General features: G+C 68.3%; 23 protein-coding genes. 11 read left to right on the top strand and 12 right to left on the bottom strand.

All coding sequences use genetic code 11. The annotated features are described in order from the left end of the window. Window positions 1-31: 31 nt before the first annotated feature. The 3 genes from ACZK39_RS00275 to secA all read left to right on the top strand — a co-directional run bounded on the left by ACZK39_RS00275 (window position 32) and on the right by secA (window position 4,330). Window positions 32-658: a ComF family protein gene (locus ACZK39_RS00275; protein WP_459054331.1), complete on the top strand. Its 627-nt coding sequence runs from the start codon at window positions 32-34 to the stop codon at window positions 656-658. 167 nt (window positions 659-825) lie between these two features. Further along, a complete protein-coding gene (gene hpf, locus ACZK39_RS00270) occupies window positions 826-1,434 on the top strand; it encodes a ribosome hibernation-promoting factor, HPF/YfiA family (protein WP_182782876.1) in 609 nt (202 codons plus the stop codon). A 133-nt stretch (window positions 1,435-1,567) separates the two neighbouring features. Beyond that, the gene (gene secA / locus ACZK39_RS00265) at window positions 1,568-4,330 is read left to right on the top strand and encodes a preprotein translocase subunit SecA (RefSeq protein ID WP_463612210.1); all 2,763 of its coding nucleotides are present in this window, start codon (window positions 1,568-1,570) and stop codon (window positions 4,328-4,330) included. A 79-nt stretch (window positions 4,331-4,409) separates the two neighbouring features. On the opposite strand, the gene ACZK39_RS00260 is transcribed toward secA, so the two are convergent. From ACZK39_RS00260 to ACZK39_RS00250, 3 genes are all read right to left on the bottom strand, one after another. Next, entirely contained in the window at window positions 4,410-4,808 is a 399-nt protein-coding gene (locus tag ACZK39_RS00260) for an Rv3235 family protein (protein WP_459054334.1), read from the bottom strand. Window positions 4,809-4,956: 148 nt separating this feature from the next. Next, on the bottom strand, window positions 4,957-6,225 hold the full coding sequence (locus ACZK39_RS00255) for a hypothetical protein (RefSeq protein ID WP_182799726.1): 1,269 nt from the start codon (window positions 6,223-6,225) through the stop codon (window positions 4,957-4,959). Continuing rightward, window positions 6,222-6,587, bottom strand: coding sequence for a cupredoxin domain-containing protein (locus ACZK39_RS00250; protein ID WP_463612209.1), 366 nt, complete (start codon window positions 6,585-6,587; stop codon window positions 6,222-6,224). Before ACZK39_RS00250 ends, ACZK39_RS00255 begins: the two co-directional genes overlap by 4 nt. 19 nt (window positions 6,588-6,606) lie before the next feature. Here ACZK39_RS00250 and ACZK39_RS00245 point away from each other — a divergent pair, with 19 nt between their 5' ends. Further along, the gene (locus ACZK39_RS00245) at window positions 6,607-7,077 is read left to right on the top strand and encodes a DUF6912 family protein (protein WP_463612208.1); all 471 of its coding nucleotides are present in this window, start codon (window positions 6,607-6,609) and stop codon (window positions 7,075-7,077) included. 18 nt (window positions 7,078-7,095) lie between these two features. Next, the gene (ku, locus tag ACZK39_RS00240; protein WP_182799727.1) at window positions 7,096-7,893 is read left to right on the top strand and encodes a non-homologous end joining protein Ku; all 798 of its coding nucleotides are present in this window, start codon (window positions 7,096-7,098) and stop codon (window positions 7,891-7,893) included. A gap of 6 nt (window positions 7,894-7,899) precedes the next feature. Here the strand turns inward: ku and ACZK39_RS00235 are convergent, their stop codons facing one another. Beyond that, entirely contained in the window at window positions 7,900-8,370 is a 471-nt protein-coding gene (locus ACZK39_RS00235) for a DUF2505 domain-containing protein (RefSeq protein ID WP_182799728.1), read from the bottom strand. Between the two features lie 42 nt (window positions 8,371-8,412). Between ACZK39_RS00235 and ACZK39_RS00230 the strand changes: the two genes are divergently transcribed. Continuing rightward, complete coding sequence (locus ACZK39_RS00230) at window positions 8,413-9,264, top strand: PHP domain-containing protein (protein ID WP_182782868.1); 852 nt, start codon at window positions 8,413-8,415, stop codon at window positions 9,262-9,264. A 55-nt stretch (window positions 9,265-9,319) separates the two neighbouring features. Then, on the top strand, window positions 9,320-10,414 hold the full coding sequence (gene trpS / locus ACZK39_RS00225; protein WP_463612207.1) for a tryptophan--tRNA ligase: 1,095 nt from the start codon (window positions 9,320-9,322) through the stop codon (window positions 10,412-10,414). A gap of 3 nt (window positions 10,415-10,417) precedes the next feature. Here the strand turns inward: trpS and ACZK39_RS00220 are convergent, their stop codons facing one another. From ACZK39_RS00220 to ligD, 4 genes are all read right to left on the bottom strand, one after another. Further along, window positions 10,418-11,848 (bottom strand): DEAD/DEAH box helicase, encoded by a 1,431-nt coding sequence (locus ACZK39_RS00220; RefSeq protein WP_182783103.1) that lies wholly within the window; start codon window positions 11,846-11,848, stop codon window positions 10,418-10,420. 92 nt (window positions 11,849-11,940) lie between these two features. Continuing rightward, window positions 11,941-12,165 (bottom strand): DUF3107 domain-containing protein, encoded by a 225-nt coding sequence (locus ACZK39_RS00215; RefSeq protein ID WP_182782866.1) that lies wholly within the window; start codon window positions 12,163-12,165, stop codon window positions 11,941-11,943. A gap of 29 nt (window positions 12,166-12,194) precedes the next feature. Continuing rightward, window positions 12,195-12,983, bottom strand: coding sequence for a PP2C family protein-serine/threonine phosphatase (locus tag ACZK39_RS00210; protein WP_463612206.1), 789 nt, complete (start codon window positions 12,981-12,983; stop codon window positions 12,195-12,197). A 37-nt stretch (window positions 12,984-13,020) separates the two neighbouring features. Further along, on the bottom strand, window positions 13,021-13,962 hold the full coding sequence (gene ligD / locus ACZK39_RS00205) for a non-homologous end-joining DNA ligase (protein ID WP_182782864.1): 942 nt from the start codon (window positions 13,960-13,962) through the stop codon (window positions 13,021-13,023). Window positions 13,963-14,041: 79 nt separating this feature from the next. Here ligD and ACZK39_RS00200 point away from each other — a divergent pair, with 79 nt between their 5' ends. The 3 genes from ACZK39_RS00200 to nudC are packed head-to-tail and all read left to right on the top strand — an operon-like array spanning window position 14,042 to window position 21,140. Next, window positions 14,042-17,137: a PD-(D/E)XK nuclease family protein gene (locus ACZK39_RS00200; protein WP_459054340.1), complete on the top strand. Its 3,096-nt coding sequence runs from the start codon at window positions 14,042-14,044 to the stop codon at window positions 17,135-17,137. Further along, a complete protein-coding gene (locus ACZK39_RS00195) occupies window positions 17,134-20,313 on the top strand; it encodes an ATP-dependent DNA helicase (RefSeq protein ID WP_463612205.1) in 3,180 nt (1,059 codons plus the stop codon). Before ACZK39_RS00200 ends, ACZK39_RS00195 begins: the two co-directional genes overlap by 4 nt. Continuing rightward, window positions 20,310-21,140 carry an NAD(+) diphosphatase gene (gene nudC, locus ACZK39_RS00190; protein ID WP_463612204.1) on the top strand — a complete coding sequence of 277 codons (831 nt, stop codon included), beginning with the start codon at window positions 20,310-20,312 and terminating at the stop codon, window positions 21,138-21,140. Before ACZK39_RS00195 ends, nudC begins: the two co-directional genes overlap by 4 nt. Here nudC and ACZK39_RS00185 read toward each other — a convergent pair. Further along, on the bottom strand, window positions 21,127-21,327 hold the full coding sequence (locus tag ACZK39_RS00185) for a DUF7455 domain-containing protein (RefSeq protein WP_182782860.1): 201 nt from the start codon (window positions 21,325-21,327) through the stop codon (window positions 21,127-21,129). The genes nudC and ACZK39_RS00185 overlap by 14 nt on opposite strands. 88 nt (window positions 21,328-21,415) lie before the next feature. Between ACZK39_RS00185 and ACZK39_RS00180 the strand changes: the two genes are divergently transcribed. After that, entirely contained in the window at window positions 21,416-23,494 is a 2,079-nt protein-coding gene (locus ACZK39_RS00180; RefSeq protein ID WP_182782859.1) for a DNA gyrase/topoisomerase IV subunit B, read from the top strand. Window positions 23,495-23,524: 30 nt separating this feature from the next. Here ACZK39_RS00180 and ACZK39_RS00175 read toward each other — a convergent pair whose 3' ends face one another. Genes ACZK39_RS00175 through ACZK39_RS00165 form a run of 3 tightly spaced genes read right to left on the bottom strand, consistent with a single transcriptional unit; the run spans window position 23,525 to window position 26,393 of the window. Further along, complete coding sequence (locus ACZK39_RS00175) at window positions 23,525-24,208, bottom strand: LutC/YkgG family protein (RefSeq protein WP_182782858.1); 684 nt, start codon at window positions 24,206-24,208, stop codon at window positions 23,525-23,527. Continuing rightward, a complete protein-coding gene (locus ACZK39_RS00170; protein WP_463612203.1) occupies window positions 24,172-25,644 on the bottom strand; it encodes a lactate utilization protein B in 1,473 nt (490 codons plus the stop codon). The genes ACZK39_RS00175 and ACZK39_RS00170 overlap by 37 nt, the downstream gene beginning before the upstream one ends. Further along, window positions 25,641-26,393 (bottom strand): (Fe-S)-binding protein, encoded by a 753-nt coding sequence (locus ACZK39_RS00165; protein WP_463612202.1) that lies wholly within the window; start codon window positions 26,391-26,393, stop codon window positions 25,641-25,643. Before ACZK39_RS00165 ends, ACZK39_RS00170 begins: the two co-directional genes overlap by 4 nt. Window positions 26,394-26,398 lie beyond the last annotated feature (5 nt).

Genomic DNA, 26,398 nt, shown 5'->3' with positions numbered 1-26,398 from the left:
AAATCGGGCGTGTTCGCTCCCATCATGGACCATGACCTCTCTCCTCCACACCGCCGCCGACCTGTTCCTGGGCGCTTCCTGCCCGGGCTGTGGAGGAGCCTGGTTCGGACTCTGCGCCGAATGCCGTACCGCTCTGGAGATTCCGGTCCGCCTGGTGCACCGCGATCTCCCGGTGCCCCTGTATGCCGCGTGCCCCTACCGGCCGATCCTCGCCCATGTGGTGCCCCGATACAAGGATGACGGAGCGCTGCACCTGGACCGTGTGCTTGGGCACCTGCTGGCCCGGGCGGTCAGGGCTGTGGACCCGGAGCCGGGCACCGTCGTGGTGCCGGTGCCGTCGATGTCATCCTCCACCCGGGCACGGGGATACGACCACGCGTACCGCCTGGCGAGGATCGCCGCCCGGGAAATGGGGCTGCCAGCGAAGCGGGTGGCGCGTCGCCTGGCCAGTGGCTCAGACCAGGAGGGGCTGACCCGTCAGGAGCGGGCCGAGAACCTCCACTCCAGCATGGAGGCGCGGCCGATGAACGGAAGCGCCCTTGTCGTCGACGACGTGGTGACCACGGGGGCCTCACTGCGGGAGACCATCCGTTGCCTGAGGGCGGCCGGGGTGCCCGTGGTGGGAGCTGCGGTGGTGGCGGATGCCGACTATCGCTGAATGGTCGGGCAAGTCCATGACAGCGTTGCCCCGGAGGGGTAGCGTTGATTCATGGACGAGCCGCAGGGGAGAGATCACCTGCGGCTCTGTGCATCAGCTTCAGGGACGCTCCCTGGGGTGGTGTTCGAGTCGGGTTCGTCGAGAGCCCCACGACAGACGGAGGAAGCATGGATATCGTCGTCACCGGTCGGCATTGCACGATCAATCCCGAGCTGAAGGAACTGGTCAACGAGCGTTTGGCCGCCGTGGAGCGATTGCAGGATCGAGTGATCCGCGTCGAGGTCGAGTTCCACGCCTCGGAGGGCACGAAGGATCCTTCGGACGCCGTCGTCGTGCAACTGACCCTGCGCAGCAGTCGTGGGCCCGTGATCCGTGCCGAGGCGCGTTCCAACGACAAGACGGCCGCCTTCGACATGGCCCTCGAGCGGCTCATGAGCCAGCTCCGCAAGGCGGCAGACCGCAGGAAGACCCATCGCGGGCTCCGCGCAGGCAACATCGCCGAGATCGTCCGTCCGGTGGCTGAGGTCAACGGGCACGGGTCCGACGATGTCGAGACGCGCGAGGTGGCCGGGCTTGTGGTCACGGGCGATGGGCCCCTCGTGGTTCGCGAAAAGGAGTTCAGCACGGCGCCGCTCACCCTCGCTCAGGCCCTCGATGAGATGGAGCTGGTGGGGCATGACTTCTTCCTCTACCAGGATGCTGACAGCGGCCGCCCCTCGGTGGTCTACCGGCGCAAGGCGTACAACTATGGCGTGATCCACCTCAACCTCACCTGAGGCCCGAACCACGGCGGCGTCCCGGAGCTGTCCGGGCGCCGCCGTGTGCCGTGCGTTGGTGGCGGGCGTTAGGATGGCTGGCGGTACCGTCGCGAGCTGTCGCGGTGTTTTCGAGATGAAGAGGAACCGACCTGTGGGTGTCATGGATTTTCTGAGCGGCATAGGCTCCGGGGCCCAGCTCCGCAAGCTGCAGAAAGTGGCCGATCAGGTCAACTCCATCGAGGAGGAGTTCCAAGCCATGTCGGACCCCGAGTTGCGTGCCGAGACGGACACCTTCCGCGCCCGCATCGAGGACGGCGAGTCGTTGGACCGCATCATGCCTGAGGCGTTCGCCACCGTGCGGGAGGCGTCGGTACGGGTACTCGGCAAGCGCCACTTCGACGTCCAGCTGATGGGTGGCGCCGCGCTGCACTGGGGAAACATCGCTGAGATGAAGACCGGTGAGGGCAAGACGCTCGTCGGCACGCTCCCCGCGTACCTCAACGGGCTCACCGGCAAGGGCGTCCACATCGTCACCACCAACGACTACCTGGCCAAGTACCAGTCCGAACAGATGGGGCGCATCCACCACTTCCTGGGGCTGGAGGTGGGCGCGATCCTGGCCTCCATGACGCCCGAGGAGCGCCGGGTCGCCTACGCCTCAGACATCACCTACGGTACCAATAACGAGTTCGGGTTCGATTACCTCCGCGACAACATGGCGCTCCGCAGGGAGGACCTGGTGCAGCGGGGACATCACTTCGCACTCGTCGATGAGGTGGACTCCATCCTCGTCGACGAAGCCCGCACCCCGCTGATCATCTCCGGTCCCGCAGAGGACACCCATGAGTGGTATCCCGTTTTCGCCAAGCTTGTCCGGACCCTGCGCCGCGACGTGGACTACGAGGTCGACGAGAAGAAGCGCACCATCGCCGTGCTGGCGCCCGGGATCGAGAAGGTCGAGGACCGGCTGGGCATCGAGAACCTCTACGAGTCGGCCAACACGCCTCTGATCTCCTACCTCAACAACGCCATCAAGGCCCAGGAGCTGTTCAAGCGAGACAAGGATTACGTCCTTGCCGGTGACGAGGTGCTCATCGTCGATGAGCACACCGGCCGCACACTCGCCGGTCGACGCTACAACGAGGGCCTCCACCAGGCGCTGGAGGCCAAGGAGGGCGTCCGGATCAAGGACGAGTACCAGACCCTGGCCACCATCACGCTGCAGAACTACTTCCGCATGTACGACAAGTTGGCCGGGATGACGGGCACCGCGAAGACGGAGGAGTCCGAGTTCCAGAAGATCTACGGGCTGGGGGTGATCCCGATCCCCACCAACCGCCCCATGATCCGGCTCGATCAGCCGGACCTGATCTACCGCACCGAGGAGGCCAAGTACGAGGCCATCGTCAAGGACGTCGTGGAACGCCACGCTCAGGGCCAGCCGATCCTCCTGGGCACGGCGTCCGTGGCGAAATCCGAGCTGCTCTCGGGGCTGCTCAAGCGAGCCAACGTCCCTCATGAGGTGCTCAACGCCAAGCACCACGAGCGCGAAGCCTCGATCGTCGCGGAGGCCGGACGCAAGGCGGCGGTGACCGTCTCCACGAACATGGCCGGCCGAGGCACGGACATCATGCTCGGGGGCAACCCCGAGTTTCTCGCGGACCTGCAGCTCCGCAAGGCCGGGCTGGACCCACACGAGACGCCCGAGGAGTACGAGGCGCAGTGGTCCGAGACCTTGGCCTCGCTTGAGGCGCAGGTGAAGTCTGAGCACGACGAGGTGGTTGAGGCCGGCGGCCTCTATGTGATCGGCTCGGAGCGCCACGAGTCACGCCGCATTGACAACCAGTTGCGTGGCCGCTCGGGCCGCCAGGGTGATCCTGGGGAGAGCCGGTTCTATCTCTCGCTGAGCGACGACCTGATGCGGCTCTTCCGCCCCGAGCTTCTGGAGCGGGCGCTGCTCATGATGAAGGTGCCCGACGACGTCCCCATCGACATGAAATCCGTGTCGCGGTCCATTGAGGGGGCGCAGAAGCAGGTCGAGGGTCAGAACTTCGAAATGCGCAAGAACGTGCTGAAGTACGACGATGTCCTCAACAGGCAACGCCACGCGATCTACGGCGATCGTCGGCGGGTCCTGGACGGGGCGGATGTCTCCGAGCAGCTGAAGAACAGCGTCAGCCGCGTCGTCACGGATGTGGTCCGCGCGCACACCTCCGGCATTCCGGAGGACTGGGACCTGGACACCATGCTCACCGAGCTGCGGACCCTCTACCCGGTCACCATCACGATGGAGGCGCTCGAGGAGGAGCTTCCCGAGCAGAACGAGTTGGTCGAGATGTTCACCGACGACGCGCTGCGGGCCTACGCGGCACGGGAGGAGCAGCTCGGCGAAACCACCATGCGCGAGCTGGAGCGCCAGGTGTTGTTGACCGTCCTGGATCGCAAGTGGCGTGAGCACCTCTACGAGATGGATTACCTCCGCGAGGGAATCGGGTTGCGGGCCATGGCCCAGCGTGACCCACTTGTGGAGTATCAGCGCGAAGGTGGCGACATGTTCGCCGCGATGATGGATGCCTTCATGGAAGAGGTGGTGGGCTTCCTGTTCAACCTGGAGGTGACGGTCCGTCCCGCTGAGCCGAAGCTGAGCGTCGGCCTGATCACCGATGAGACCGGAGCGCCCGTCCAGGTGCCCACAGTCGGGGCGAGCACGCCGGCGCCCGACGCGCCGCTCGCGAAGGGTCTGGAACGGCGCTCGGACACCAACCTCACCTATTCGGCGCCGGACGAAACCGGTGAGGTCACCCAGACTGGCGCAGCTCCGGCCACCGCCACGGACAAGGTGGGCCGTAACCAGCCCTGCCCCTGTGGGTCTGGGAAGAAGTACAAAATGTGCCACGGACGGCCTGGGGCCTAGGAGCCTGCTGAACAATCATGCCTCGGCTGCGGCGCACCGGATCGGGCGATCTGGCACCCCTCCATCTGGATATGGACGTCTAGGCCGCCAGCTGGTCCAGCACCCCGACGGGGGCCAGCACGATCAGTTCCGTGCACCGCCAGGAGTTCCGCCTCGCGTCGAGACGAAGCACGCAGCTGATAGACCGGCCGTTGACATCTACGCAGACGGTGGCCTCGACGGCCCTGACCGTAGGCATCTGGGAGCGCACCCGGCCCACCTTGATGCGCTTGAAGACGCCACTGTCCACGTAGCGTGACAGATTCTCGAACGCAGCATGCCCCAGGTGGGGACGGACCTGATGGAGCGGCCTGCGACCCATCAGGGCCTCCACCACCACGCGGATGAGGTTCATGGCCTGCGGAGGAGCTGGTTGGTGAGCCGGTGCGGGGACCAGGACAGGCCTGGTGAGGACGGTGATCGGCATCGGGAAGTTCATGGCCCTGACGCTAGGCCGGGGCCTGCCGACGGGGCCAGGCTCGACGGGCGGGCGGACAACACCTCCGTTCCTGCGGACAACACCTCGGGAAACTCGGACAACACCTCGGGCGAACCGGACAACACCTCGGGAGGTTCGGGAACGGGCCTCAGCCGCCGCCGAACATCAGGACAAGGCCGCCGACCGTGAACGCCACCATCATCGACAGCAGCGGCACATGCGCCCAGACCCGACCAGGATGGGTGCGCAACGCAATGTCGTGGGTGACCAGCACCCCGGCCACATGCCCCCCGACAATGAGGAGGACCTGCACGACGGCGATCACGGTGGGGTAGCCGAACAGACCGGTGCCCGGCGCGGCCTCCGCCAGTCCGAACACGTTCCAGCCGAGACCCATCGGGTCGCTGAAGCGGATCACGGTGCGCTGACCCTCCAGGTAGAGCATCGTCGAGTAGTGGGCGAGGGCGTAGCCGGCCACCAGCGGGATCAGGCCCGGCGCAAGCGCGTCCACGCGGCCCCGGCCGTACGCCCGGGCGCCGAGCCAGAACAACGCGTAGATCGCTCCGACGCTGCCGAGCAGACCCGCCAGTGCAGCGGGCCAGGCCCACACATCCAGGTCCTGAGTGGCGCGCACCCACCACGCGGTGTTCGACAGTGCGTCGAACAGGGTGCCCCCCAGCAGGACGCTGGCCAACACCGTCAGGTGTGCCGGTGCGCGCCAGGAAGCCAGATTCCGTAGGGGATTCATCCAGAGCAGGATTCCTCTGGCGTTCCGACCCCAGGGGGAGAGCCGCGCAACAGAGGAGGCGTAGGCCTCAAAGGGATCCGCCTGGGCTATCCACCGCTGTCCGCGCACCATCACCCCGACGACGACCCAGGCGACCCAGGCCGCGGCGAACCCACGCAGCACAGGCAGCGTCGCCCCATCGGGCTGCACGAGTTCGAGGTACAGGAAGGCCATCAACGCCCCGGCGGCCGGCAGCCGCGACCCCTGCGCCCCACCGGGGGTGGCTGCCGCGGTGGCGCCGGTGAACCTCAGCAGAAGGCGGAGCGGATTGGTCCGACGGTAGACGCCGCCGAAGATCAGAGAGATCGGAACCAGACCCACCCACAACAGAACGTAGACGAATCCGAAGACGGGGTTGTCGATGCGGTCCACGCCGAAGGTGAGCGCCATCGCGGCCAGCAGCCACACCAGGCCCACCGCGATCCGAAGGGGACGCGAGAACCAGGGCGAATCCACCACCCGGGTGAGCCGGGGCAACTCGATACCGGTGTGGTCGCGGTAGCGCGGAGTCCTCCACGCATAGAGCGCCACCCAGAAGGTCACAATCAGGACCACCGCGGCCCCGCCCAGCACGAGTTCGAACGGAAGCGGAAGGTCGCCTCTGGAGGCGATCCCGTGCAGCAGGATCACTTCACCACCAGATCAAGCCAGATGGCGTCGGTGACGTGGGACTCCACCTCGTAGGTGCCCGCCATGGTGGCATCGAACACGATCTCGGTGGGGACCCCCGCCACCAGATCCTGTTCGATCTCGTAGCCGTGGACGTGGGCGCGATCCTCGGAGGGAACAGTGATCCGCAGCGTCACTTCGGCACCCAGCGGGACGTCCACCCGACGCGTAGCGGCCGGAGGGTCTGTGACCTCCAGCTCGATCGTCAGCGGTGCCGCGGCGGGAGCCGCGCAGGCGGAGAGGCCGCTGAGCACGGCCCACGTGAGGAGAATAAGGATCTTGCGCACCATGTCGTCGTCGAACCTACTCCGATCACGCGCCACCTGCATCTAGGCTGGCCACGTGAAGCGTCAGCTGGTGTTCATCCCGATCGCGGAAGGCGAGTTGGGCGTCCTCGCGGGCGACCTGCCCGTCGTCAACAGGCCCGCCTACACGGTGACTCCTGAGCTGCTCGCCGAGCTGGGTTATCTCGAGGCGGAGTCCGAGGATGCCGAGTACGCGGCCTTGATCCTGGCTTCGCTGGCGGGGCTGACAACCCACGGCGTGCGGTTGGTGGTGGTGGCTGAGGTGACCACGGACCTGATCGGGCCGGCCGAGGACCCCTTCAACGGTGAGGTGCGCCTGAGCAGCTGCCCCGTGTCGGCGATGACAGCATGGTTCGCCGAGGAGGAGGGGGTGGACTTTGCCGACGCCGCCGCGATTGCACGCGGCCTGACCATCGACCAGGCATGGGATCTGCCTGAGGTGCAGGCGTTGCTGCAATCGCACGAGCTGCTGTGGAACGACCGAGTCGAATATCGGCGAGGAACCTGAGGAAGGGAAGTCGCGAGCATGCCACGATCCATCTGGAAAGGCGCCGTGTCCTTCGGACTGGTGTCCATCCCGGTCAAGCTGTACGGGGCCACCGAGGACAAGGACGTGTCTTTTCGGCAGGTCCACTCCAGCGACGGCGGCCGGGTCCGTCAGCAACGCGTCTGCGAGAAGTGCGGGGAAGTGGTGGCCTACGCGGACATCGCCAAGGGCTACGAGTCGGCCGATGGCAGGATCGCGGTCCTGACGGACGAGGACTTCGCCAATCTCCCGCTGAGTACCCTCAAGACGGTGGAGGTGGTCCAGTTCGTCGACCAGGACGAAGTGGACCCGGGGTTCTTCCAGCGCACCTACTTCCTGGAGGCGGAGGCCGCCGGGCAGAAGCCCTACGTGTTGCTGAGAGAGGCGCTCGCCAAGGAGAACAAGGTGGCGGTGGTGAAGGTGGCTCTCCGCAGCCGCGAGTCCCTTGCTCTGATTCGGCCCAAGGGCGATCTGCTGCTCCTGCACACCATGTATTGGCCGGATGAACTGCGTGACGGCGAGTTCGCGGCGCCGTCGTCCGAGGTGAAGATCTCGGACGCGGAGATGGAGATGGCCAAGCTGCTCATCGCCCAATTGGAGGGCACATTCGAGCCGGAGGCCTATCAGGACTCCTACCGCGAGGCCTTGTTGGAGGTGGTCGAGGCGAAGCTCGCGGGCACGCCGGCCCCGGCCTCGACGGACACCTCAGCCCCGTCGGGGGATGTCGTCGACCTCATGGCGGCGCTCAAGGCCTCTGTGGAGGCCGCGAAGAAGCGGCGTGAGGCCGCCGCAAGCTGATCTCGCTCAGCGTGCCAGCCACACGGCCGCGCGGCGCTCCAGCCCAGCGAACGCGTCACGGATGAACGGCTCGATGAGTCCCTCAACCTTCTTACCCACCAGCGGAATCCGCACCGCCAGGTCGCCCGTGTAGTGACCCCGCGTGCCGGCGCCTTCGGGGCTCAACAGTGTTGCGGCGTTGACGGTGATGGGCATGCCCGGCACCTCCACGTCCACCACGCCGCGGACGCTGCCGTCCACCTCCGGTGGCTGGAATCGGAAGATCTGCGTCAGCGATACCGTCTGCCCCACGAACTTGGAAAGGTTCCCCGGGACCGGCAGCTTCATCTCCAGCCGCGTGGACTCCTGGCCGATGGAGACGTTGTGCTCGAGAGCCCCGGCGTGCCGGGCCACATCAGCGATGAACTCCTCGTTGCGCATCAGGGCAACTACAGAGGACGGGTCGGCAGCGTACTGGTGGGTGTAATCCAAATCCATGCCGCCAGCCTAGTGGCCATCCCGGATCCCTAGGATTGCCCCATGAGGATCGACCTGCACACGCATTCCCGGGTCAGCGACGGGACGGACACCCCGACCAGCCTGGTGATGAAGGCCTTCGAGGCAGGGCTGGACGTCATTGCCCTCACCGATCACGACACCTTCGGTGGCGTCGGCGAGGCGCAGGAGGCGGGCAAGCGCATCGGGGTCAAGGTGCTGGGCGGGATCGAGATGTCCACCGAGCACGACGGCAGCTCGGTCCACCTGCTCGGTTACGGCTGTGACCCGTTTGACAGGGAGCTCAACGCAGAGCTCGCACGCATCCGGTTCGGGCGCACGCACAGACTTCCGGCCATGGTGGCCAAGCTCAATGAAGCCGGGCTCGCGATCACCCTCGATGACGTGATGACCGCGGCCAACGGAGCCCCCGTTCTGGGCCGTCCCCACGTAGCGGACGCACTCGTGGCGAAGGGCTACGTCGTTGACCGGGACGAGGCATTCGCGCTGTGGATCGGCGACGACAGGCCGGGCTACGTGCACCGATACGCGTGCCCACTGGAGCGCGCCATCGAGCTGGTGCACGCAGCCAGAGGTGTGGCCGTCATCGCCCATCCATGGGGTCGAGGCGGGCAGACCGTGCTGCCTGCGCCCTACCTGGAGTCCCTGGCCCGGGAGCTTGGCCTGGAGGGAATCGAGGTGGAGCATCCCGACCATGACGAGGAGACCCGCTCCCTGCTCTTCGAGATGGGCGCCCGGGTGGGACTGGTGCGCACCGGCTCGAGCGATTACCACGGTCTCGGGAAGAAGCGGAACCCGCTGGGAGCCAATCTCACCCGACCCTCCGCCTACCGCGATCTTCTGGCCCGCATCCGGCGACGGGGAGGCGTCGTCTAGGACGCTATTCTTGGGCCTCGCATCCCATCGCGTCCCGTTTAGGCAGGTAAGGCCCATGTCGCTCTCCCCCGATGACACGTTCGATCCCGAGGCGTCCCTGGCACGTTCGACTCAGCGCAGCGTCGAGATCGAGCAGAAGATCGCGCAGGATCCCAGCGGCTTCAGGATCCTGACGGGAGATCGCCCCACCGGAAACCTGCACATCGGGCACTACTTCGGCTCGCTTCAGAACCGGGTGCGCCTGGCTGCTCTCGGGGTGGAGACGTTCGTGGTGATCGCCGATTATCAGGTGATCACGGACCGCGACGGGGTGGGGCCGATCAGGGAGCGCGTGTACTCGCTGCTCGCGGATTACCTCGCCGTCGGTCTGGACCCGGAGCGGGTGACGATCTTTACCCACTCCCAGATCCCCGCCCTGAATCAGCTGATGCTTCCGTTCCTCTCCGTGGTCACCGATGCCGAGCTACGACGAAACCCCACGGTCAAGACCGAACTCGACGACACGGGGGACCGCCCCATGTCCGGGCTCATGCTCACCTATCCGGTGCACCAGGCCGCGGACATCCTCTTCTGCAAGGCGAACCTCGTGCCGGTGGGCAAGGACCAGCTGCCGCACCTGGAACAGGCCCGGGTGATCGCCCGTCGCTTCGACGAGCGGTACGGCCGTGTGGACGAGGCGAGTCCCGTCTTCCCCGCGCCCGAGGCGCTGCTGAGCAAGTCCGGGACCGTGCTCGGCCTGGACGGCACCAAGATGTCGAAGTCGAAGGGCAACACCATCGAGCTGGGCATGACAGCCGACGAGACGGCGAGGCTCCTCAAGCGGGCCGTGACGGATTCGGACCGTCACATCACCTACGATCCCGTTGCCCGCCCAGAGGTGTCCAACCTCGTCAACCTCGCTGCGCTCTGCCTGGACCGCGACCCCGTCGAGGTGGCCGACGAGATCGGCGACGGTGGCGGAGGCGGGCTGAAGAAGCTCGTCACCTCGGCCGTCAACGACTTCTTCGCACCCATCCGCGTGCGCCGGGCCGAGTTGGTCGGGAACCCCGGCTATCTGGAGGAGGTCCTGGCCTCCGGGAACCGCCGCGCCACCGACGTCGCCGAACAGACCCTCAGCGAGGTCCATCGGGCGATGCGGATGGTGTACTGAGCCTCACTCAGCAGCGGGCGTCTCGGCCGCGACCTCGACCCCACCGCGCGTGCGGCGACGGCGACGGCGGGGCTTGCGCTCAGCCTCGGCGTGCTTGTCCTGTGCCGGGTGGTCGCCGGCGGGCTCCGTCGAGCGCCGCGACCGGTGCTTGGGCCCCTCCGCGGGGGAGTGCCGGGCGTCGACTGCCTTCGCACGCGACGCCACGTGGCCCGGCATCCGCCCCTTGGTGCCTTCTGGGATGTCGAGGTCGGTGTAGAAGTGCGGCGACGACGAGTAGGTCTCCGCAGGCTCCGCCAGCTCGAGGTTGAGTGACTGGTTGATCAACTTCCAGCGGTGGAGGTCTGCCCAGTCCACGAACGTGACCGCGACACCGGAGTTCCCAGCGCGACCGGTGCGCCCGATGCGGTGGACGTAGGTGGCATCCGTGTCCGGGCACTCGTAGTTGATGACGTGGCTGACGCCCACGATGTCGATGCCGCGCGCCGCCACATCGGTGGCCACCAGTACAGAGATGGTGTTGGCGCGGAACTTCTTCAGGGACCGCTCGCGGGCCTCCTGGTTGAGGTCACCATGGATGGCTGCCGCGGCGAACCCGCGATCCACCAGCTCGTCCGTGAGCCGCTGCGCCGCGCGCTTCGTTCGGCAGAAGATCATGACCTTGGTGGTCTGGTTGCCCTGCAGCAGGCGCCCGACCATCTCGGGCTTGTCCAGGTCGTGGGCCTGGTAGACGTACTGGTCGATGTCCGGCACGGTCATCTTCGCGTCGTGACCCTCGGCGCGGATGTTGACCGGCCTGTTGAGCGTGGCACGGGCCAGGGTCAGGATGGGGGCGGGCATCGTGGCCGAGAACAGCATCGTCTGGCGGTCCTTGGGCGCCTTGCGCTGGAGGCGCTCGATGTCCGGGAGGAAGCCGAGGTCCAGCATCTCGTCGGCCTCGTCGAGGACCAGCACCTGCACGCGGCTGAGGTCCAGTGCGCCGCGGTCTGCGAGGTCGAGCAGGCGGCCGGGGGTGCCCACCGCGATGTCGATTCCCGACTCCAGCGCACCGAGCTGTTCGTCGTAGCCGGTGCCACCGTAGATGGTGAGGACCCGCATCTTCAGGTGCTTCCCGGCGATGTCGAGGTCTCGCCCGACCTGGAGGGCCAACTCTCGGGTGGGACACACCACAAGAGCGCGCGGCTTGCCGTGCGTGGGCTTCTCACCGCCGGACGTGGTGACCATACGGTGGAGAAGGCTGACGCCGAAAGCCAGCGTCTTTCCGGTTCCGGTGCGGGCCTGACCGATCAGGTCCGTGCCGCTGATGGCCAGGGGGATGGCCAACGTCTGGATGGCGAAGGGGTGGACGATCCCCACCTCGGCCAGAGCCGAGGTGATGGATTCGTGGATGCCGAGGTCGGCGAAGGTCTCGTCGACCGGAGTCTCGTTGTCGCTCAGGGCTCAAACCAATCTGGAAGAACTCACGGCACGGTTGGCGCACCGGAGGCGGAGCGTTGCTGCCCGCAGGCCCTCAGTCTAACGCAGGCCGGCTACACCGCGCCGAAGCCCACCCTGCCAGAGCTGGGGGAGCCCAGGTCGAGGTAGGCGATCCGCTGGCCCGGGATGAGCACGCGGCGCCCCTTGTCGTCGGTGAGCTCCAGCAGCGTGGAGTGCTCGACGGCCTCACGGAGCTGTGTGATCAGCTCATCCGGGGACGCGGTGGCGTCGATGGTGACCTCACGGGGGATGTCGGTGATGCCGATCTTGACTTCCATAGTGGCCACTCTAGCCAGAGCTGCCAAGCTCAGGGTTCCAGGCGCACGAGGATGACCGTCACATTGTCCTTGCCGCCCTGACTGTTGGCCCACAGCGCGAGCTCCTCAGCCAGGGACCCCGCCCCTTCGGCCCCCGTGCGCCCGGCCACCAGCCCCGCCATCGCCTCGGGTGAGCTGGCGTAGTTCCACAGCCCGTCGGTGCACAGAAGGAGCCATCCCCCGCAGGTGGGGCGCAGCGTCACCACCGAGGGGGTCACGTCGGAGGCCTGGCGCCCCAGCCACTTGGTGATGGCGTGGGCCTGGATGGACTGCTCCGCCTCCGCCCGGGTCATCCCGAGCAGGATCCGGGCCTGCGCCAGGGAGTCGTCCGTCGACAGCTGACTCGCCACGGCGTCGTCGCCCAGCCAGTAGGCACGGGAGTCCCCGACGTTGGCGACGGTGATCAGCCCATCCTCGACCGTGGCCGCGATCAGGGTGCACGCCGAGGGGTCGTCGTGCGCAGCGACCACCGCGCGGTTGGCCTCCTCGAACGCCTCGACGAAGGCGTCCGCCTCGCTGCTGCCCGCAGCACGCCGCCTGATCAGGACCTCTACCGCGGTCTCAGCGGCGACGAGCGAGGCCAGCTCGGAGCCCCGTGCTGTGCTCACACCATCGGCAACCGCCACCACCGCCGCGGGGCTGGGCTCGGAACGCACGGCCATGGACATGGCGTCCTGGTTGGTGTGGTGTCTGAGCCCCGTGTCGCTGCACCCGCCCACCCACAAGGCCGGCTCGCGTACATAGTGAGCTCTGGAGGAGGGGTTCGGCTCAGACTTCATGCGTCCTCCGTCCGGTGCGGGTGCTGGCTCCATCCTGTCAGAACTCGGGGGGCGGCAGGACCGGCGAGTCCGCAGTCGGGAGGGTGCCCACCCAGAGATCACCGTGGGCGGCGACCCGTTCGAGCATCTGCGCCGGAGTAACCCGGACCGGGGCGTCAGGGCTGAGTGCGGCGACCTCCTCCCAGGTAAGCGGAGTGGCGACCGACGGTGAGTCAAGCCCGCGCACCGAGTAGGCGGTGACGGTATTGCGAGCGGCCAGGTTCTGCCCGTAGTCGACGAAGATGAGATCCGCCCGTGCCTGTTTGCTCATGACGGCGACGAACTGCCGGGGATACCGCTGCGCGAGGTGCTGGGCCAGCGCCATCGCGAAGGCGTGGACGTGCGAGGCGGGGGTCGGCCGGATCGGAACGCTCAGCTGGAGCCCCTTGTTGCCGGAGCTCTTCGCGAAGGCCTCGAGGCCCATCTGCGCGAGCACCGTGGCGGCGAGGATCGCCCCCTTGGCCGAGTCGGCGGGGGTGATGCCCGGGCCTGGATCGAGATCGACGATGAGCGTCGTGGAGCGCGGCTCGTCCGGGCCGCTGAGCAGGATCCCATCGGGTGAACCGGTGGCGTCACGGACCCGCCACTGGGGTGTGTGGAGCTCGACGGCGGCCAGGTTGGCCAACCAGGCCAGGTCCGCGCGGCGGGAGGCCGTGACGTAGGTGACGGTGCCTGCGGAGGTGGCAACATCGACCGACGAGACCCAGGCTGGGGCCCCCGGCGGGACGTTCTTCTCGTAGAACGACTCGCCTGATGTCCCGTTGGGGAACCGGACCCGGGTGAGTGCGCGATCGTGGAGGTGGGGGAGCATCGTGTCCGCGATCTCCACGTAGTAGGCGATCAGCTCACCCTTGGTGAACCCGGAGGGGAACAGCGGCTTGTCCAGGTTGCTCAACGCGAGTGGAAGCCCGTCGATCTCGGTTGCTATGCGCTCACTCATGGCCTCTGCCCTCCGCTCGAGGCCAAGCCTGCCACGGGGCGGTGTGGAAATGTCGGGGGTTGCTGGTTGCATAGGACCCATGCAGTTTCGGGTCCTTCCGCCACCTCCCGTCGAGGCGCACATCCTCACCGGCGAGCAGTTGGCGGCCACGGAGCCAGTCCGCGGAGTCACAGTTGTGGTCGGGGGACCGGGTACCGGAAAGACCACGCTCCTGGCCGCGGCCGCGGCGCGGCGCGTCCGTGAGGGGGGCAGCCTCGAGCGGCTGATCGTGCTGTCGCACTCACGCTCGGCCGCGCAGCAGCTGCGCAGGGAGATCAGCCGACAGATCACGGCGGCTCAGGTGAACCCGCAGGTCACCACCATCCACGGCCTCGCGTTGGGCCTCCTGCGGCGCTACTGGCCCCACGAGGACGCCCCCTGGCGTCTCCTCCGTGCGCCGGAGCAGGAGCAGCGGATCCGCGAGCTGATCCCCGGCATGGGCCCGGACGCGTGGCCCGAGTCGGTCAGGGCGGCACTGGGCACCAGGGCCTTCGCCCGTCAGCTGCGCGAGGTCCTGGCCAGAGCCAGGCAGCTGTCTCTGGATCCTGAGCGCCTGGCCGGGCTCGCCGTCGCCGCGGGGGATGAGACGTTCGCCGCCGCGGCACGATTCATGGAGGACTACCTCACGGTGGGGGACTTCTCCGGCACGCTGGATTACACCGAACTCGTCTACCGCACCCGCCTGCTGCTCACCGAGCCGGGTGTCGCGTCGGGCGTCGGGGCGTCGTTCGACGCCCTCCTCATCGACGACGTCCAGGAGGCGGACCCCGCCCAGGTGGGCCTCCTGGCAGACCTTGCGGGGCTGGGTCTCCCCCTGCTGGCGGTGGGGGACCCCCGGCAACGGATCGGCGGCTACCGGGGCGCCAGCCCCACCGCACTGGCGGATATCGCGGAGCTTCCGGGTGCGCGGCTGCTGACGCTGGGGCAAGGCCATCGGGCCACCGCCCGGGTTGCCGGGGCGCTGGATGCGCTCAGCGTCCGGATCGGTCCTCGGCTCGCGCCCCCGTCGCCCACGCCGGTGGCGGGCGTGGGGGAGGCGCACGCCCGTGTCTTCGATGACGAGTCGGCGGAGCTGGCCCATGTCGCGGCGGAGTTGCGGCACTGCGTGGCGGTCGATGGGCTGGCCTGGTCGGACCTCGCCGTGGTGACCCGGGCGGGGCGCACGCAGCTGAGCGCCGTCGCCAGAGAGCTGCTGCGGCTCGGGGTACCGGTGGATGTCTCGGGAGACGAGATCGCGTTGTCCGAGCAGCCGGCCGTCTCCACCCTGCTGCTCGCGCTGACGGTCGCGGCGAGGACCTCGGGGCCCGAGGCGGATGAGGCCCGGCTGCTGGTCTCGTCTCCCCTGTGCGGCCTCGACGGGGTGGCGCAGCGTCGGCTGGGGCGCCAGCTCCTCGCGAGGCACCGCCAGCTCGGCCACTCCCAGGCCCTACTGGCGAAGAGCCTCGCTGACCCCTTGCTCCTCGAGGGACTCGAGTCCGCGGAGGCCGAAGCGCTGCGTGCCCTCGCCGCGCTGTTGGCGGAAGCGTCGGCGATGATGGCGGGCGGCGCGGAGGTGCAGGAGGCGCTCTGGCACCTGTGGGACGGCACCGGGTGGGCGGACCGGCTGCGCGAGCAGGCGCTGAGGGGCTCGCGCCGCGCCAATGCGGATCTCGACGCCATCGTGGAACTGTTCGACCTCGCCTCGAGGCAGGAGGACCTGCGTGGCGCCGCCGGCGCGCAGACGTTCCTGGGTGAGATCTCGGGCCAGGAGATCCCGGCGGATACCGGCCGTGAGCTGACCGCGGCGGGCAGGGGCGTGCGCGTCGTCACCGCGCACCGCACCCGGGGCCTGGGCTGGGAGCGGGTGTGGGTGGTCGGCGTGCAGGAGGGCCTCTGGCCGAGGCTGACCAGGGCCGGCCTCCTGCTCGATTCTGATCGGCTCGGCCCCGAGGAGCTGGCATCCCCCGGAGCGGTGCCGCAGCTCGGCAATGAGCGTCAGCTGTTCTACGTCGCGTGCAGCCGCGCCCGCTCAGCGCTGCATGTCAGCGGCGTCCAGGGTGTCGACGGCGAGGGCGGCCGGCCGTCAAGGTTCCTAGCCGAGCTGGGGGTCGAGGTGGAGCGCATCCACGGCAGGCCGGACAAGCTGCTCTCAGCTTCCGCCCTCGTAGGCGACCTTCGTCGTGCGGCGGTCGACGAATCGTCCTCGCCCGGCCTGCGCCGGGCCGCCGCCCTCAGACTGGCGGGCCTGGCGGCGGCAGCCACCCAGGACGGCAGCCGGGCCTTCCCGGGGGCTGATCCCGATCAGTGGTGGGGGACGGCCGGGCCTACGTCGTCGTCGGCCGAACACAGCGGCCCGGTGGTCATCACAGGATCATCCCTGGAGACCCTGCTGGAGTGTCCGCGCCGCTGGTTCCTCTCGCGGCGGGCCAAGGCTGAGGCTGGCCGCAAGTCCCGGGCCTCCGTAGGAGACGTGGTGCACCTGCTGGCCAAGCATGCCGCCACCGACAACCTCTCGGCTGACCAGATGCGCGCGAAACTGGATGAGGTGTGGCTGCGTATCCCCTTCGAGACGGAATGGTTGTCGGTCACTGAGCGTTCTGAGATCGATCAGGCCATCGAGAGGTTCTCGCGATACCACCACCACAATCCCAACACCCTCCTGGCGGTCGAGCGTCGGTTCAGGGTGCCGCTGACAGTTGCGGGCACGGAGGTTGTGCTGGACGGGACAGTGGACAGGTTGGAGAGGCAGCCGGACGGGCGGCTGCGGGTCGTCGACATGAAGACGGGACGGCGGGTGTTGAAGGAGGCGGACGTGGCGGATCACGCCCAGCTGGGCATCTACCAACTTGCGGCATCGCTAGGCGCCTTCGACGACCTGGCGCCCGGAGAGCGCTCAGTGGCTCCGCCCGCTCTGTTGTTCCTCCGCAGCGGTGATGCCCTGCCGACGCTGGTGGCGCAACCCTCCATCGACGAGGTACCGCGGCTGGCCGGCGTGGAGCCCGGGCCCGGACCCACCTGGGTCCACGATCGGATCGCGGAAGGCGTGGACATCATCCGGGAGGCCCGGTTTGACGCGGTGGAGTGCGACGCCTGCCGCTACTGTGCGTTCGCCGCGTCCTGCCCGGCCAAGGGGCCCAGGACGGGGGTTGCGCGGTGACCATCCATCCCCTCCGCAGGCGACCGTTCTCCTCCCCGGAGCAGCTGATCGACGCCCTGCAGATCCCCTTCTCCCAGGAGCAGCTCGACGCCATCACCGCACCCCTGGAGCCTGCGGTCATCATCGCCGGCGCGGGCAGCGGGAAGACCACCGTCATGGCCGCCCGCGTGGTCTGGTTGGTGGGCACCGGGCAGGTGCGCCCGGAAGAGGTTCTCGGATTGACGTTCACGCGTAAGGCGGCGGCAGAACTGGCCGCGCGGGTGTCCTCCGCCCTGGACCGGGCCGGGGTCCTGACGGGGATCGACGGCGAGGGCGCGGAACTGGTCATGACCTACGACTCGTTCGCGGCCAGGCTGGTGAGCGAGTTCGGGCTGCGGATCGGCATCGACAGGGACCCCGTCATGGTCACCGGGGCGAGTCGATTCCGGCTGGCCACCCGGGTGGTGGCCGACGCGCCCGGCCCCTTCCACAGCATCAGCCGGCTGAGCCACCACAGCATCCCGGAGCGCGTCCTGGCGCTCGACGCGGAGATGCAGTCGCACCTGGTCACTTCGGCGGACGTCGAAGAGGAGTGCGCCCGAGCCGAGCAGCGCTTCGCCGAGGCACCGCTGTACCGGGGCCGGACCATGCGTGACGTCGCCAGGGCCCTGGACGCGACCGCCGAGCGCCGCGAGCTGCTGCACCTCGTCGGCCAGTATCAGGCTATGAAGCAGAGCCTCGGCGTGGTCGAGTTCGCTGACCAGCTCCGCGAGGCGGTGCGGCTGGTCACCCAGGTGCCAGCCGTCGGCGAGGAGCTGCGCCGCCGCTTCCGGGTGGTTCTGCTGGACGAATACCAGGACACGTCCTCGGCTCAGGCGCGCCTCCTCCGCGAGCTGTTCACCGGACCGCCGTCCGGAGACGCCATGGGGTTCCCCGTCACGGCCGTCGGTGATCCCTACCAGGCCATCTACGGGTGGAGGGGGGCGGCGTCGGGCAACATCCTCGAGTTCCCGATGCAGTTCCGGCGCGGCGACGGTACCCCTGCATCGCGCCACACCCTCAGCATCAACCGTCGCAGCGGGCAGCAGATCCTCGACGTCGGCAATGCGCTGGCGCGGGGACTCGCCTCAGCCCCGGGCGAGGCTGGCGTCTCCCTCGTGGCCCCCCCAGACGCGCCCAGCGCCATGGTGGCAGCGGCCACCTTCGACACCTTCGCCGACGAGGTGGAATGGATCGCCGAGAGCGTGGTGGCTCGCCACGAGACCGGCACCAGCTGGCTGGATCAGGCCATCCTGGTGCGCCGCAACGCACTGCTGGCGCCGCTGTTCGAGGCGCTGCGGACGCGGGACGTTCCGGTCGAGATCGTGGGCCTCGGCGGGCTGCTGGCACTTCCGGAGGTGGCTCCCATCGTGTCCACGCTCCGGGTGATGGACGATGTGACGGCCAACCCCGCAGTCATCTCACTGCTTGCGGGCCCGCGTTGGCAGCTGGGACTCGGGGATCTGGAGCTCCTCGGCGAACGGGCCAGGCAGGTGGCCAGCGTTCCGCGCGCGCCCAGCGGTCTCGACGACGCCCTCGCCAACGCGGTCACGCAGGCCGACCCCGGCGAGGTGCTCTGCCTGCTCGACGCCGTCTCGGACCCGGGGGAACTCCCCTTCAGCGCTGCCGCGCGGGACAGGCTGCGCAGGTTCGGCCTGGAGATCGAGGAACTGCGGCGGCACGCTTCAGAGCCTGTGGCGGAGTTGGTCACCCGGGTCATCGCCACCCTGGGATTGGAGGCCGAACTCCTCGCAGGCGGCTCCGAGACCAGCCAGGTGGCCCGGTTCGTCGCCGAGGTGGCGAGCTACACGGACGTCGACGGCGACGGGAGCCTGACCGGTCTCCTCGCCTACCTGGACGCGGAAGAAGACTTCGGGGAGGGGCTGCAGCAGTCCGTGCCCACCGAGGCTGACTCGGTCAAGCTGATGACCGTTCACCGCGCCAAGGGCCTCGAGTGGGACACCGTGTTCCTTCCAGGCCTCGTGGACAAGGTGTTCCCCTCCGAGTCCCGATCGGGAACCTGGCCCAGCCGCGCGGAGAGCCTCCCCGCCCCCCTTCGTGGCGACGCCTCGAGCATTCCGCAGCTGGGCCACTACACCAAGGACGGGCTGAGCGCCTACCGTGAGGCCACGAAAGCCGACCACCGACTGTCAGAGGACCGGCTGGCGTACGTGGCGGTCACCAGGGCCAAACGGCTGCTCGTCGCCTCCAGCCACGTCTGGACCCCAGGCAACGTGCGGCCCCGGAGCGAGTCGCCCTACTTCAGCGTAGTGCGGGAGGCAGCTGATGCTGCCCAGTGCTATCTCGACGTGGCCACGCGGGGAGCCGACACCAACCCCGTGCCAGCGACGCCGACCCGGGCGGCCTGGCCGGCCGCGCTCGACGCGGATGTCGTGGCCGCTCGACGGACGGCCTCGGACCTGGTGCGGGAGGCGGCAGGCATGGTGGGCGCGACGGAGTCGGAGCGCGCGGCTTGGACGTGGCTGTCCGGCACGCTGTCTGCCGAGGAGGAGGCCCGGGTGGCGGCGTGGGACGAGAGCGCCCGGCACCTGGCTGCTCTCGCCAACCGCAGAAACGACCGCGGCGTCGTCCTGCCGGAGGGGCTCTCAGCCACGGCCCTCATGGCGCTGCGCACAGATCCGTCCGCGTTCGCCGCCTCACTCCTGCGACGGATGCCCAGGCCCCCGTCGCAGGAGGCCCGGGTGGGAGACCGGTTCCACGCCTGGCTCCAGGATCGCTTCGAGCTGCCCGCCCCGTTGGAGGAGATGGAGGGGGGACCTACGGCGGAGCCGGGTGAGCTCACGCGGCTGGTGGCGGCGTTCGAGGCCGGCCGGTTCGCTCACCTCACACCGCTGGGGGTGGAGGTGCCGTTCGTGATGTCGCGGGGGTCCCACGTGCTCCGCGGCAGGATCGACGCCGTCTACGAGTGGGACCGCGACGGATACCAGTACCTGGTGGTGGACTGGAAGACCTCAACGCGTCGCGCGGATCCACTGCAGCTGGCGGTGTACCGGCAGGCCTGGGCGGAAGCACGCGGGCTGGACCCCGCACGGGTGGGCGCGGCGTTCTACCATGTCCTGGCAGACCAATTGCGCTTCGTCGAGGCCCCCGCATCACTCATCGATGCGGCGCTGAAGGCGGGAATGGAACCACGATGAACCACTGGAGCGTGCCGTCCGGCCTGGATCGGGCACCCGGCCTGCGCGTCGCGGGTGATATCGACGCATCGTGGCGGGCCGCCGTCGTCCTTGAGGTGGATGCCCAGGGAAACGTCGCCTCGCTGGGCGGCCGCCCGAAGCCGCTCGAGGGAGCGGGCGATCGCCGCCCCGAGGACATTCTGCTCGGCCTGTTCGACGGCAGGCCCTGGTTCGCCAGACCGGTGGCTTCCCTGCACGGCGAACCCCTGGGATGGAGGGACGTGGATCCTTCCGAGCACCACCCCCTGGCGGCAGCGGTAGCGCTGACCCGCTGGCATCTGCAGGCGCCCGTCTGCGAGCGATGCGCCGCCCCCACCGTGCCGGACCTCGCCGGCGCCAGGAGGATCTGTCCGGCGTGTGGCGCCCTGGCCTTCCCGCGGATCGATCCGTGCGTCATCGTCGCCATCACGGACCACGAGGATCGGCTCCTGCTGGCCCGCCAGAGCCAGTGGCAGGCCACCCGGGTCTCCATCGTGGCCGGATTCATCGAAGCGGGGGAGTCTGCCGAACAGGCGTGCCACCGAGAGGTCGCGGAGGAGGTGGGTGTTGTCCTCGAGACGCTGGAGTACGTCTCCAGCCAGCCATGGCCGATGCCACGCTCCCTCATGCTGGGGTTCACGGGGCGTGCGGTGGATTCCCGGATCAACGTCGACGGCGACGAGATCGCCGAAGGTGCTTACTACACCCGCGGAGACCTCGCCGCCGCCGTCGAGTCCGGTGCTGTCACGCTGCCAGGTAGGGCGTCTATCGCGCGCCACCTGATCGAGCGTTGGATCACTGCCGGCTGAGTCTGTCCGTCTCGTCCTGGATCCTGGCTGCCACCTCGGTGAGCTTCTCGCGGTGCTGTGTCGCGTGGTGCGAGCAGAACAGCAGTTCGCCGCCGTTGCGCAGGAACACGCGGAGATATGCCTGCGCACCGCATCGATCACAGCGATCGATAGCGGTGAGCGTCGGGTCGATGGCTACTTCAGTCATTGTGGGCTCCTCACCTCTGGTGCTTCTTGGTAATCAAACGTAGCTGGCCTCCACAATGTTCCCTGTCTGACGTGGGTAATCTGGGCCGGTGCAGAGCCCGAAGAGCAACCAACCACACTCCAGAGACTACGAAGCCAAGAATCTGCTGGTTCTTGAAGGCTTGGAGGCGGTCCGGAAGCGGCCGGCCATGTACATCGGATCCACGGACACCCGCGGCCTCATGCACTGCCTCTGGGAGATCATCGACAACTCCGTTGACGAGGCACTCTCCGGCTACGGCGGCGAGATTGAGGTCACACTCGGCGCCGACGGGTCGGTTGGGGTGGTCGACCATGCCCGCGGCATCCCCGTGGACACCGAGCCCCGCACCGGGCTCTCCGGCGTCGAGGTGGTGTTCACCAAGCTGCACGCAGGAGGCAAGTTCGGCAACTCCTCCTACAACGCCACCGGTGGTCTGCACGGCGTCGGAGCCTCCGTGGTCAACGCGCTCAGCTCGCGGCTGGATGTGGAGGTGGACCGCAACGGGGCCACCTGGGCGATGAGCTTCCGTCGGGGGGTACCCGGAGTCTTCGCCGGCGACGGCCCCTCCGCGCCGTTCACACCCCAGGGCGGCCTCCGGAAGACGGGCCGCGTGGCCAAGGCCACCACCGGCACGCGGGTCCGCTACTGGCCGGACCGTCAGATCTTCCTTGCGGACGCCGAGCTGTCCCTCAGCCACCTGCACGACCGCGCACGCCAGACCTCCTTCCTCGTGCCGGGCCTGCGGATCCAGGTCGACGACGCGCGGACCGGGGAGTCGGTCAGGGAGTCGTTCGTCCACCTCGGCGGCATCACGGAGTTCGCGGACTTCCTCGCTTCGGACGCACCGCTGACGGACGTCATCCGACTGCAGGGAACGGACTCCTTCGTCGAGACGGTCCCCATGCTCGACGAAACGGGCGCGATGACCCCGACGGACGTCGAGCGCGAACTGGAGGTCGATGTCGCGGTGCGCTGGGGCACCGGCTACGACGCGGCGGTGAAGTCCTTCGTCAACATCATCGCCACACCCAAGGGCGGCACGCATGTCTCGGGCTTCGAGCGCGGACTGACCCGCGCGTTCGTCAAGTCCCTGGAAGGCACACGCCTGCTCAAGGCGGGCGAGGAGGTGCTCAAGGACGACTGCATGGAGGGGCTCACCGCCGTGGTGACCGTTCGGCTGGCGGAGCCCCAGTTCGAGGGACAGACCAAGGAGGTCCTCGGCACGCCGCCGGTTCAGAAGCTGGTGGCCGGCATCATCGAGCGCGAGATGGGGGAGTTCCTCACCAGCTCCAAGGCTGCGATCCGTCCCGTGGCCCGCACGCTCATGGAGAAGGTGGTGAGCGCCTCCCGCACCCGTGTGCAGGCCAGGGCGCACAAGGAGAACCAGCGGCGCAAGAACGCGCTCGAGTCCTCCACTCTCCCACCCAAGCTGAAGGACTGCCGCTCCAACGACGTGTACGCCACCGAGCTGTTCATCGTCGAGGGCGATTCGGCCCTGGGTACCGCGAACGTGGCGCGCAACTCCGAGTTCCAGGCACTGCTGCCCATCAGGGGGAAGATCCTCAACGTCCAAAAGGCGTCGGTGGGCGACATGCTGAAGAATCTCGAGTGCGCCTCGATCATCCAGGTGGTCGGCGCCGGGTCGGGACGCACGTTCGACGTGGAGGCCGCCCGCTACGGCAAGGTCATCTTCATGGCGGACGCGGACTCCGACGGCGCCCACATCCGTTGCCTCCTGGCAACCCTGTTCTTCCGCTACATGCGCCCGCTCGTCGAGGCCGGCCGCGTGTTCTCGGCCGTGCCGCCGCTGCACCGGTTCGAGCTGATCAACCCGAAGAAGGGCTACGACAAGTACATCTACACCTACTCGGACGCGGAGTACCAGAGGAAGGCTGCCGAACTGACCAAGCGCGGCCAGAACTTCAAGGAGCCCCAGCGCTACAAAGGGCTGGGTGAGATGGACGCGGACCAGTTGGCCGACACCACGATGAGCCCGAAGCACCGCACCCTCCGGAGGCTCACCGTCGACGACGCGGCAGACGCTGAGCGGGTCTTCGAAATGCTGATGGGAAATGACGTCGCCCCGCGCAAGGAGTTCATCATCGAGGGCGCCTACGCGTTGGAGGCCGACCGCATCGACGCGTGACGCGGCCGGCCTCCACCAGGCAGGGGTGGATCAGTCGACCAGGACCACCGACAGGTGGCGGGGTCCGTGCACGCCTTCGACCCTGCTGAGCTCGATGTCGCTGGTGGCGGAGCCCCCACTCAACCAGGTCACCGGTCGATGCCCCCTCAGGGCGGGTGCCAGCCGCGCGATCCCCTCGGGCACATCGCTGACCACCTGATCCGAACGCACCACACAGATGTGCCGATCTGGAAGCAGCGAGAGGGCTCGGCGTCCCTGCCCCGCGGAATGGTCGAGCGCGATGGTGCCGGAGTCGGCCATGGCGACCGCGCAGGTCGACACCACGGCGTCGATCACGTTGAGCTGAGCGTGGGTCAGCGGCGGCTCGTCGGAGTGCAGGACCATGCCCGCAGCACTCAGCGCGTCAGTCCACTCCTCCGGGAACCCGCCAGGCACCACGACGCTGGTGGCGCCCAGGTTCTGCAGCGCGGAGACCAGGGCCTGGCCCACCTCCTGCTGCCCGCACCGGGTCACCGTCGCCTTGTAGTCCTCGACCTTCTCGACGAAGTCCGCGAGAACGTCCGCTGTGGCCAAGGGCTGTCCGTAGGTCCACTCGACGGGCACGTCGACCTCTGGGCGGGGCTCAGTGACGTCCTTCGTGGCCTCCCGCACGCGGCGAAGCACTTCATCTCGCGCGTTCACTTCGCGCCCCCTTCGTGGTTCTTCTTCCACCATTGGCGGAAGGTCTGGGTGGGTGGAGCTTCGGTGTCCCGGGCGTTGAGCCATCGGGATGCGATCGGGATGGGCATCGGGCCCAGCCACCTGCCCTTGAACATCCGCCCCGCGAGCCGGCTGCCCACCTGGACCGTCTCGAGGTGCGAGCCGTCGGCCATCACCCATCCGGCGCCCTTCATGATGGCCTGCTCGCCGGTGGGATGCTTGGAGGTCTTGTACTCGACCGCCTTGTGACGCAGGTGGACGAGAATGTCTGTGAACGGGATCCGGACGGGACACACGTCGTTGCAGGCGCCGCACAACGTGGACGCGAACGGCAGGGCACGGTCGTTGGGCGCCTCCATCCCGCGCAGCTGCGGTCCGAGGATGGCGCCGATGGGGCCGGGGTAGGGAGAGCCGTAGGCGTGGCCGCCGACCCGTTCATACACGGGACAGATGTTGAGACAGGCCGAGCATCGGATGCACCGCAGCGCTGCACGCCCCACAGGGTCGGCGAGTGCGTTGGTCCGCCCGTTGTCCAGCAGGATCACGTGCAGATCCTGGGGACCGTCACCAGGGGTGACGCCCGTCCAGAACGAGGTGTAGGGGTTCATCCGCTCGCCGGTGGAGGACCGGGGGAGGAGCTTGAGGAAAACCTCGAGGTCCTCCAGCGTCGGAAGGATCTTCTCGATGCCGACGATGGAGACGAAGGTCTCGGGAAGAGTGAGGCACATGCGGCCATTGCCCTCGGACTCGACGATCACCAGAGTGCCGGTCTCGGCCACGATGAAGTTGCCGCCGGAGACGCCCATCTTCGCGCGGAGGAACTTCTCCCGCAGGTGGGCCCTGGCCGCGTTGGTCAGCTCGGTGGGGTCATCGGAGATTCCGTCGGGCGCAGCGACGCCGTAGCGCCCCATCTCCTCGGTGAAGATCTCGCGCACCTCGGACCTGTTGCGGTGGATGGCCGGCACCAGGATGTGGCTGGGCAGGTCGTGTCCGAGCTGCACGATGAGCTCGGCAAGGTCTGTCTCCCACGCCGCGATGCCCTCCGCCTCGAGGTGCTCGTTGAGGTCGATCTCCTGGGTGACCATGGACTTGATCTTGACCACCTCGTCGACGCCCTTGGCCTTGGCGATGTCGGAGACGATGCGGTTGGCGTCGGCCCCGTCGCGGGCCCAGTGCACCGTGATGCCCGCCGCGGTCATGGATGCCTCCGCCTCCAGGAGGTACTGCTCGAGGTGACGCGCGACACGGTCCTTGATCTGGGCGCCGGCGGTACGCAGCTCTTCCCAGTTCTCGACCTCGGCCGCGCGCAGGACGCGCTTGCCGCGGATGGTGCCCGTGGCGTGGCGCAGGTTCTTGCGCTGTTCAGCATTCTCCAGGGCTCCCTTCGACGCCTCCGGGAACGGGGGAATGCCCAACCATGAGCCGGGCTCCGGTGTGCGACGGGTGTTCATCGCTGTGCCTCCTCGGTGGTGGCCAGGATCTCGGCCAGGTGGATGGTCTTGATGCCGGCGCGCTGACGGTGCAGCACGCCACCGATATTCATCAGGCAGGCATGGTCGCCGGCCACCAGGTATTCAGCGTCCGTCGAGCGGACGTGACGGGCCTTGTCGGAGGCCATGGCCACGGAGACCTCAGGGTTCTTCACCGAGAACGTGCCGCCGAAGCCGCAGCACTGGTCCGCGTTGGGCAGATCCACCAGATCGATCCCGCGGACCTCCTGAAGGAGGCGCAGCGGCCGGTCCCCGACCTTCGCGATGCGCATCGAGTGGCAGGTGGGGTGGTACGTCACGCGGTGGGGGAAGTAGGCACCGACATCGGTGACGCCCAGGACGTCGACGATGAACTCGGTCAGTTCGTAGGTGCGGGCGGCCACGGCCGAGGCCTCGGCCTCCAGCCCGGAGTCTCCGGCGTGGCGGGCGAGCATCGCGTGCTGTTCCCGCACCGAACCGACGCAGGATCCGGAGGGGGCGACGATGTAGTCGTAGGCGCCGAAGCTGGCCGCGTAGTTGCGGACGGTGGGCAGCGCCTCCTTCCAGTAGCCGGTGTTGGTCATGATCTGCCCGCAGCAGGTCTGCTTCTCGGGGTAGGAGACGCGGCAGCCCAGGCGTTCGAGGAGCGTGACGGTCGCGATCGGGATGGAGGGCTTCATCGTGTCTGTGATGCAGGTCGCGAAGAGTGCGACGTGGGGTGCAGTGGTCATCGTTG

It is taken from the genome of Tessaracoccus luoxuelianae, assembly GCF_055326245.1.
The sequence above is the reverse complement of the archived record's forward strand: the minus strand, read 5'-3'. Positions and strand labels throughout refer to the sequence as shown.

Bases quoted from the DNA above. Each gene is read 5' to 3' on its own strand.
- ACZK39_RS00275 (WP_459054331.1), top strand. From the start codon at position 32: ATGACCTCTCTCCTCCACACCGCCGCCGACCTGTTCCTGGGCGCTTCC.
- hpf (WP_182782876.1), top strand. From the start codon at position 826: ATGGATATCGTCGTCACCGGTCGGCATTGCACGATCAATCCCGAGCTG.
- ACZK39_RS00260 (WP_459054334.1), bottom strand. From the start codon at position 4,808: ATGAACTTCCCGATGCCGATCACCGTCCTCACCAGGCCTGTCCTGGTC.
- ku (WP_182799727.1), top strand. From the start codon at position 7,096: ATGCCACGATCCATCTGGAAAGGCGCCGTGTCCTTCGGACTGGTGTCC.
- ACZK39_RS00235 (WP_182799728.1), bottom strand. From the start codon at position 8,370: ATGGATTTGGATTACACCCACCAGTACGCTGCCGACCCGTCCTCTGTA.
- ACZK39_RS00230 (WP_182782868.1), top strand. From the start codon at position 8,413: ATGAGGATCGACCTGCACACGCATTCCCGGGTCAGCGACGGGACGGAC.
- trpS (WP_463612207.1), top strand. From the start codon at position 9,320: ATGTCGCTCTCCCCCGATGACACGTTCGATCCCGAGGCGTCCCTGGCA.
- ACZK39_RS00215 (WP_182782866.1), bottom strand. From the start codon at position 12,165: ATGGAAGTCAAGATCGGCATCACCGACATCCCCCGTGAGGTCACCATC.
- ACZK39_RS00210 (WP_463612206.1), bottom strand. From the start codon at position 12,983: ATGAAGTCTGAGCCGAACCCCTCCTCCAGAGCTCACTATGTACGCGAG.
- ligD (WP_182782864.1), bottom strand. From the start codon at position 13,962: ATGAGTGAGCGCATAGCAACCGAGATCGACGGGCTTCCACTCGCGTTG.
- ACZK39_RS00200 (WP_459054340.1), top strand. From the start codon at position 14,042: ATGCAGTTTCGGGTCCTTCCGCCACCTCCCGTCGAGGCGCACATCCTC.
- nudC (WP_463612204.1), top strand. From the start codon at position 20,310: ATGAACCACTGGAGCGTGCCGTCCGGCCTGGATCGGGCACCCGGCCTG.
- ACZK39_RS00185 (WP_182782860.1), bottom strand. From the start codon at position 21,327: ATGACTGAAGTAGCCATCGACCCGACGCTCACCGCTATCGATCGCTGT.
- ACZK39_RS00175 (WP_182782858.1), bottom strand. From the start codon at position 24,208: ATGGTGGAAGAAGAACCACGAAGGGGGCGCGAAGTGAACGCGCGAGAT.
- ACZK39_RS00170 (WP_463612203.1), bottom strand. From the start codon at position 25,644: ATGAACACCCGTCGCACACCGGAGCCCGGCTCATGGTTGGGCATTCCC.
- ACZK39_RS00165 (WP_463612202.1), bottom strand. From the start codon at position 26,393: ATGACCACTGCACCCCACGTCGCACTCTTCGCGACCTGCATCACAGAC.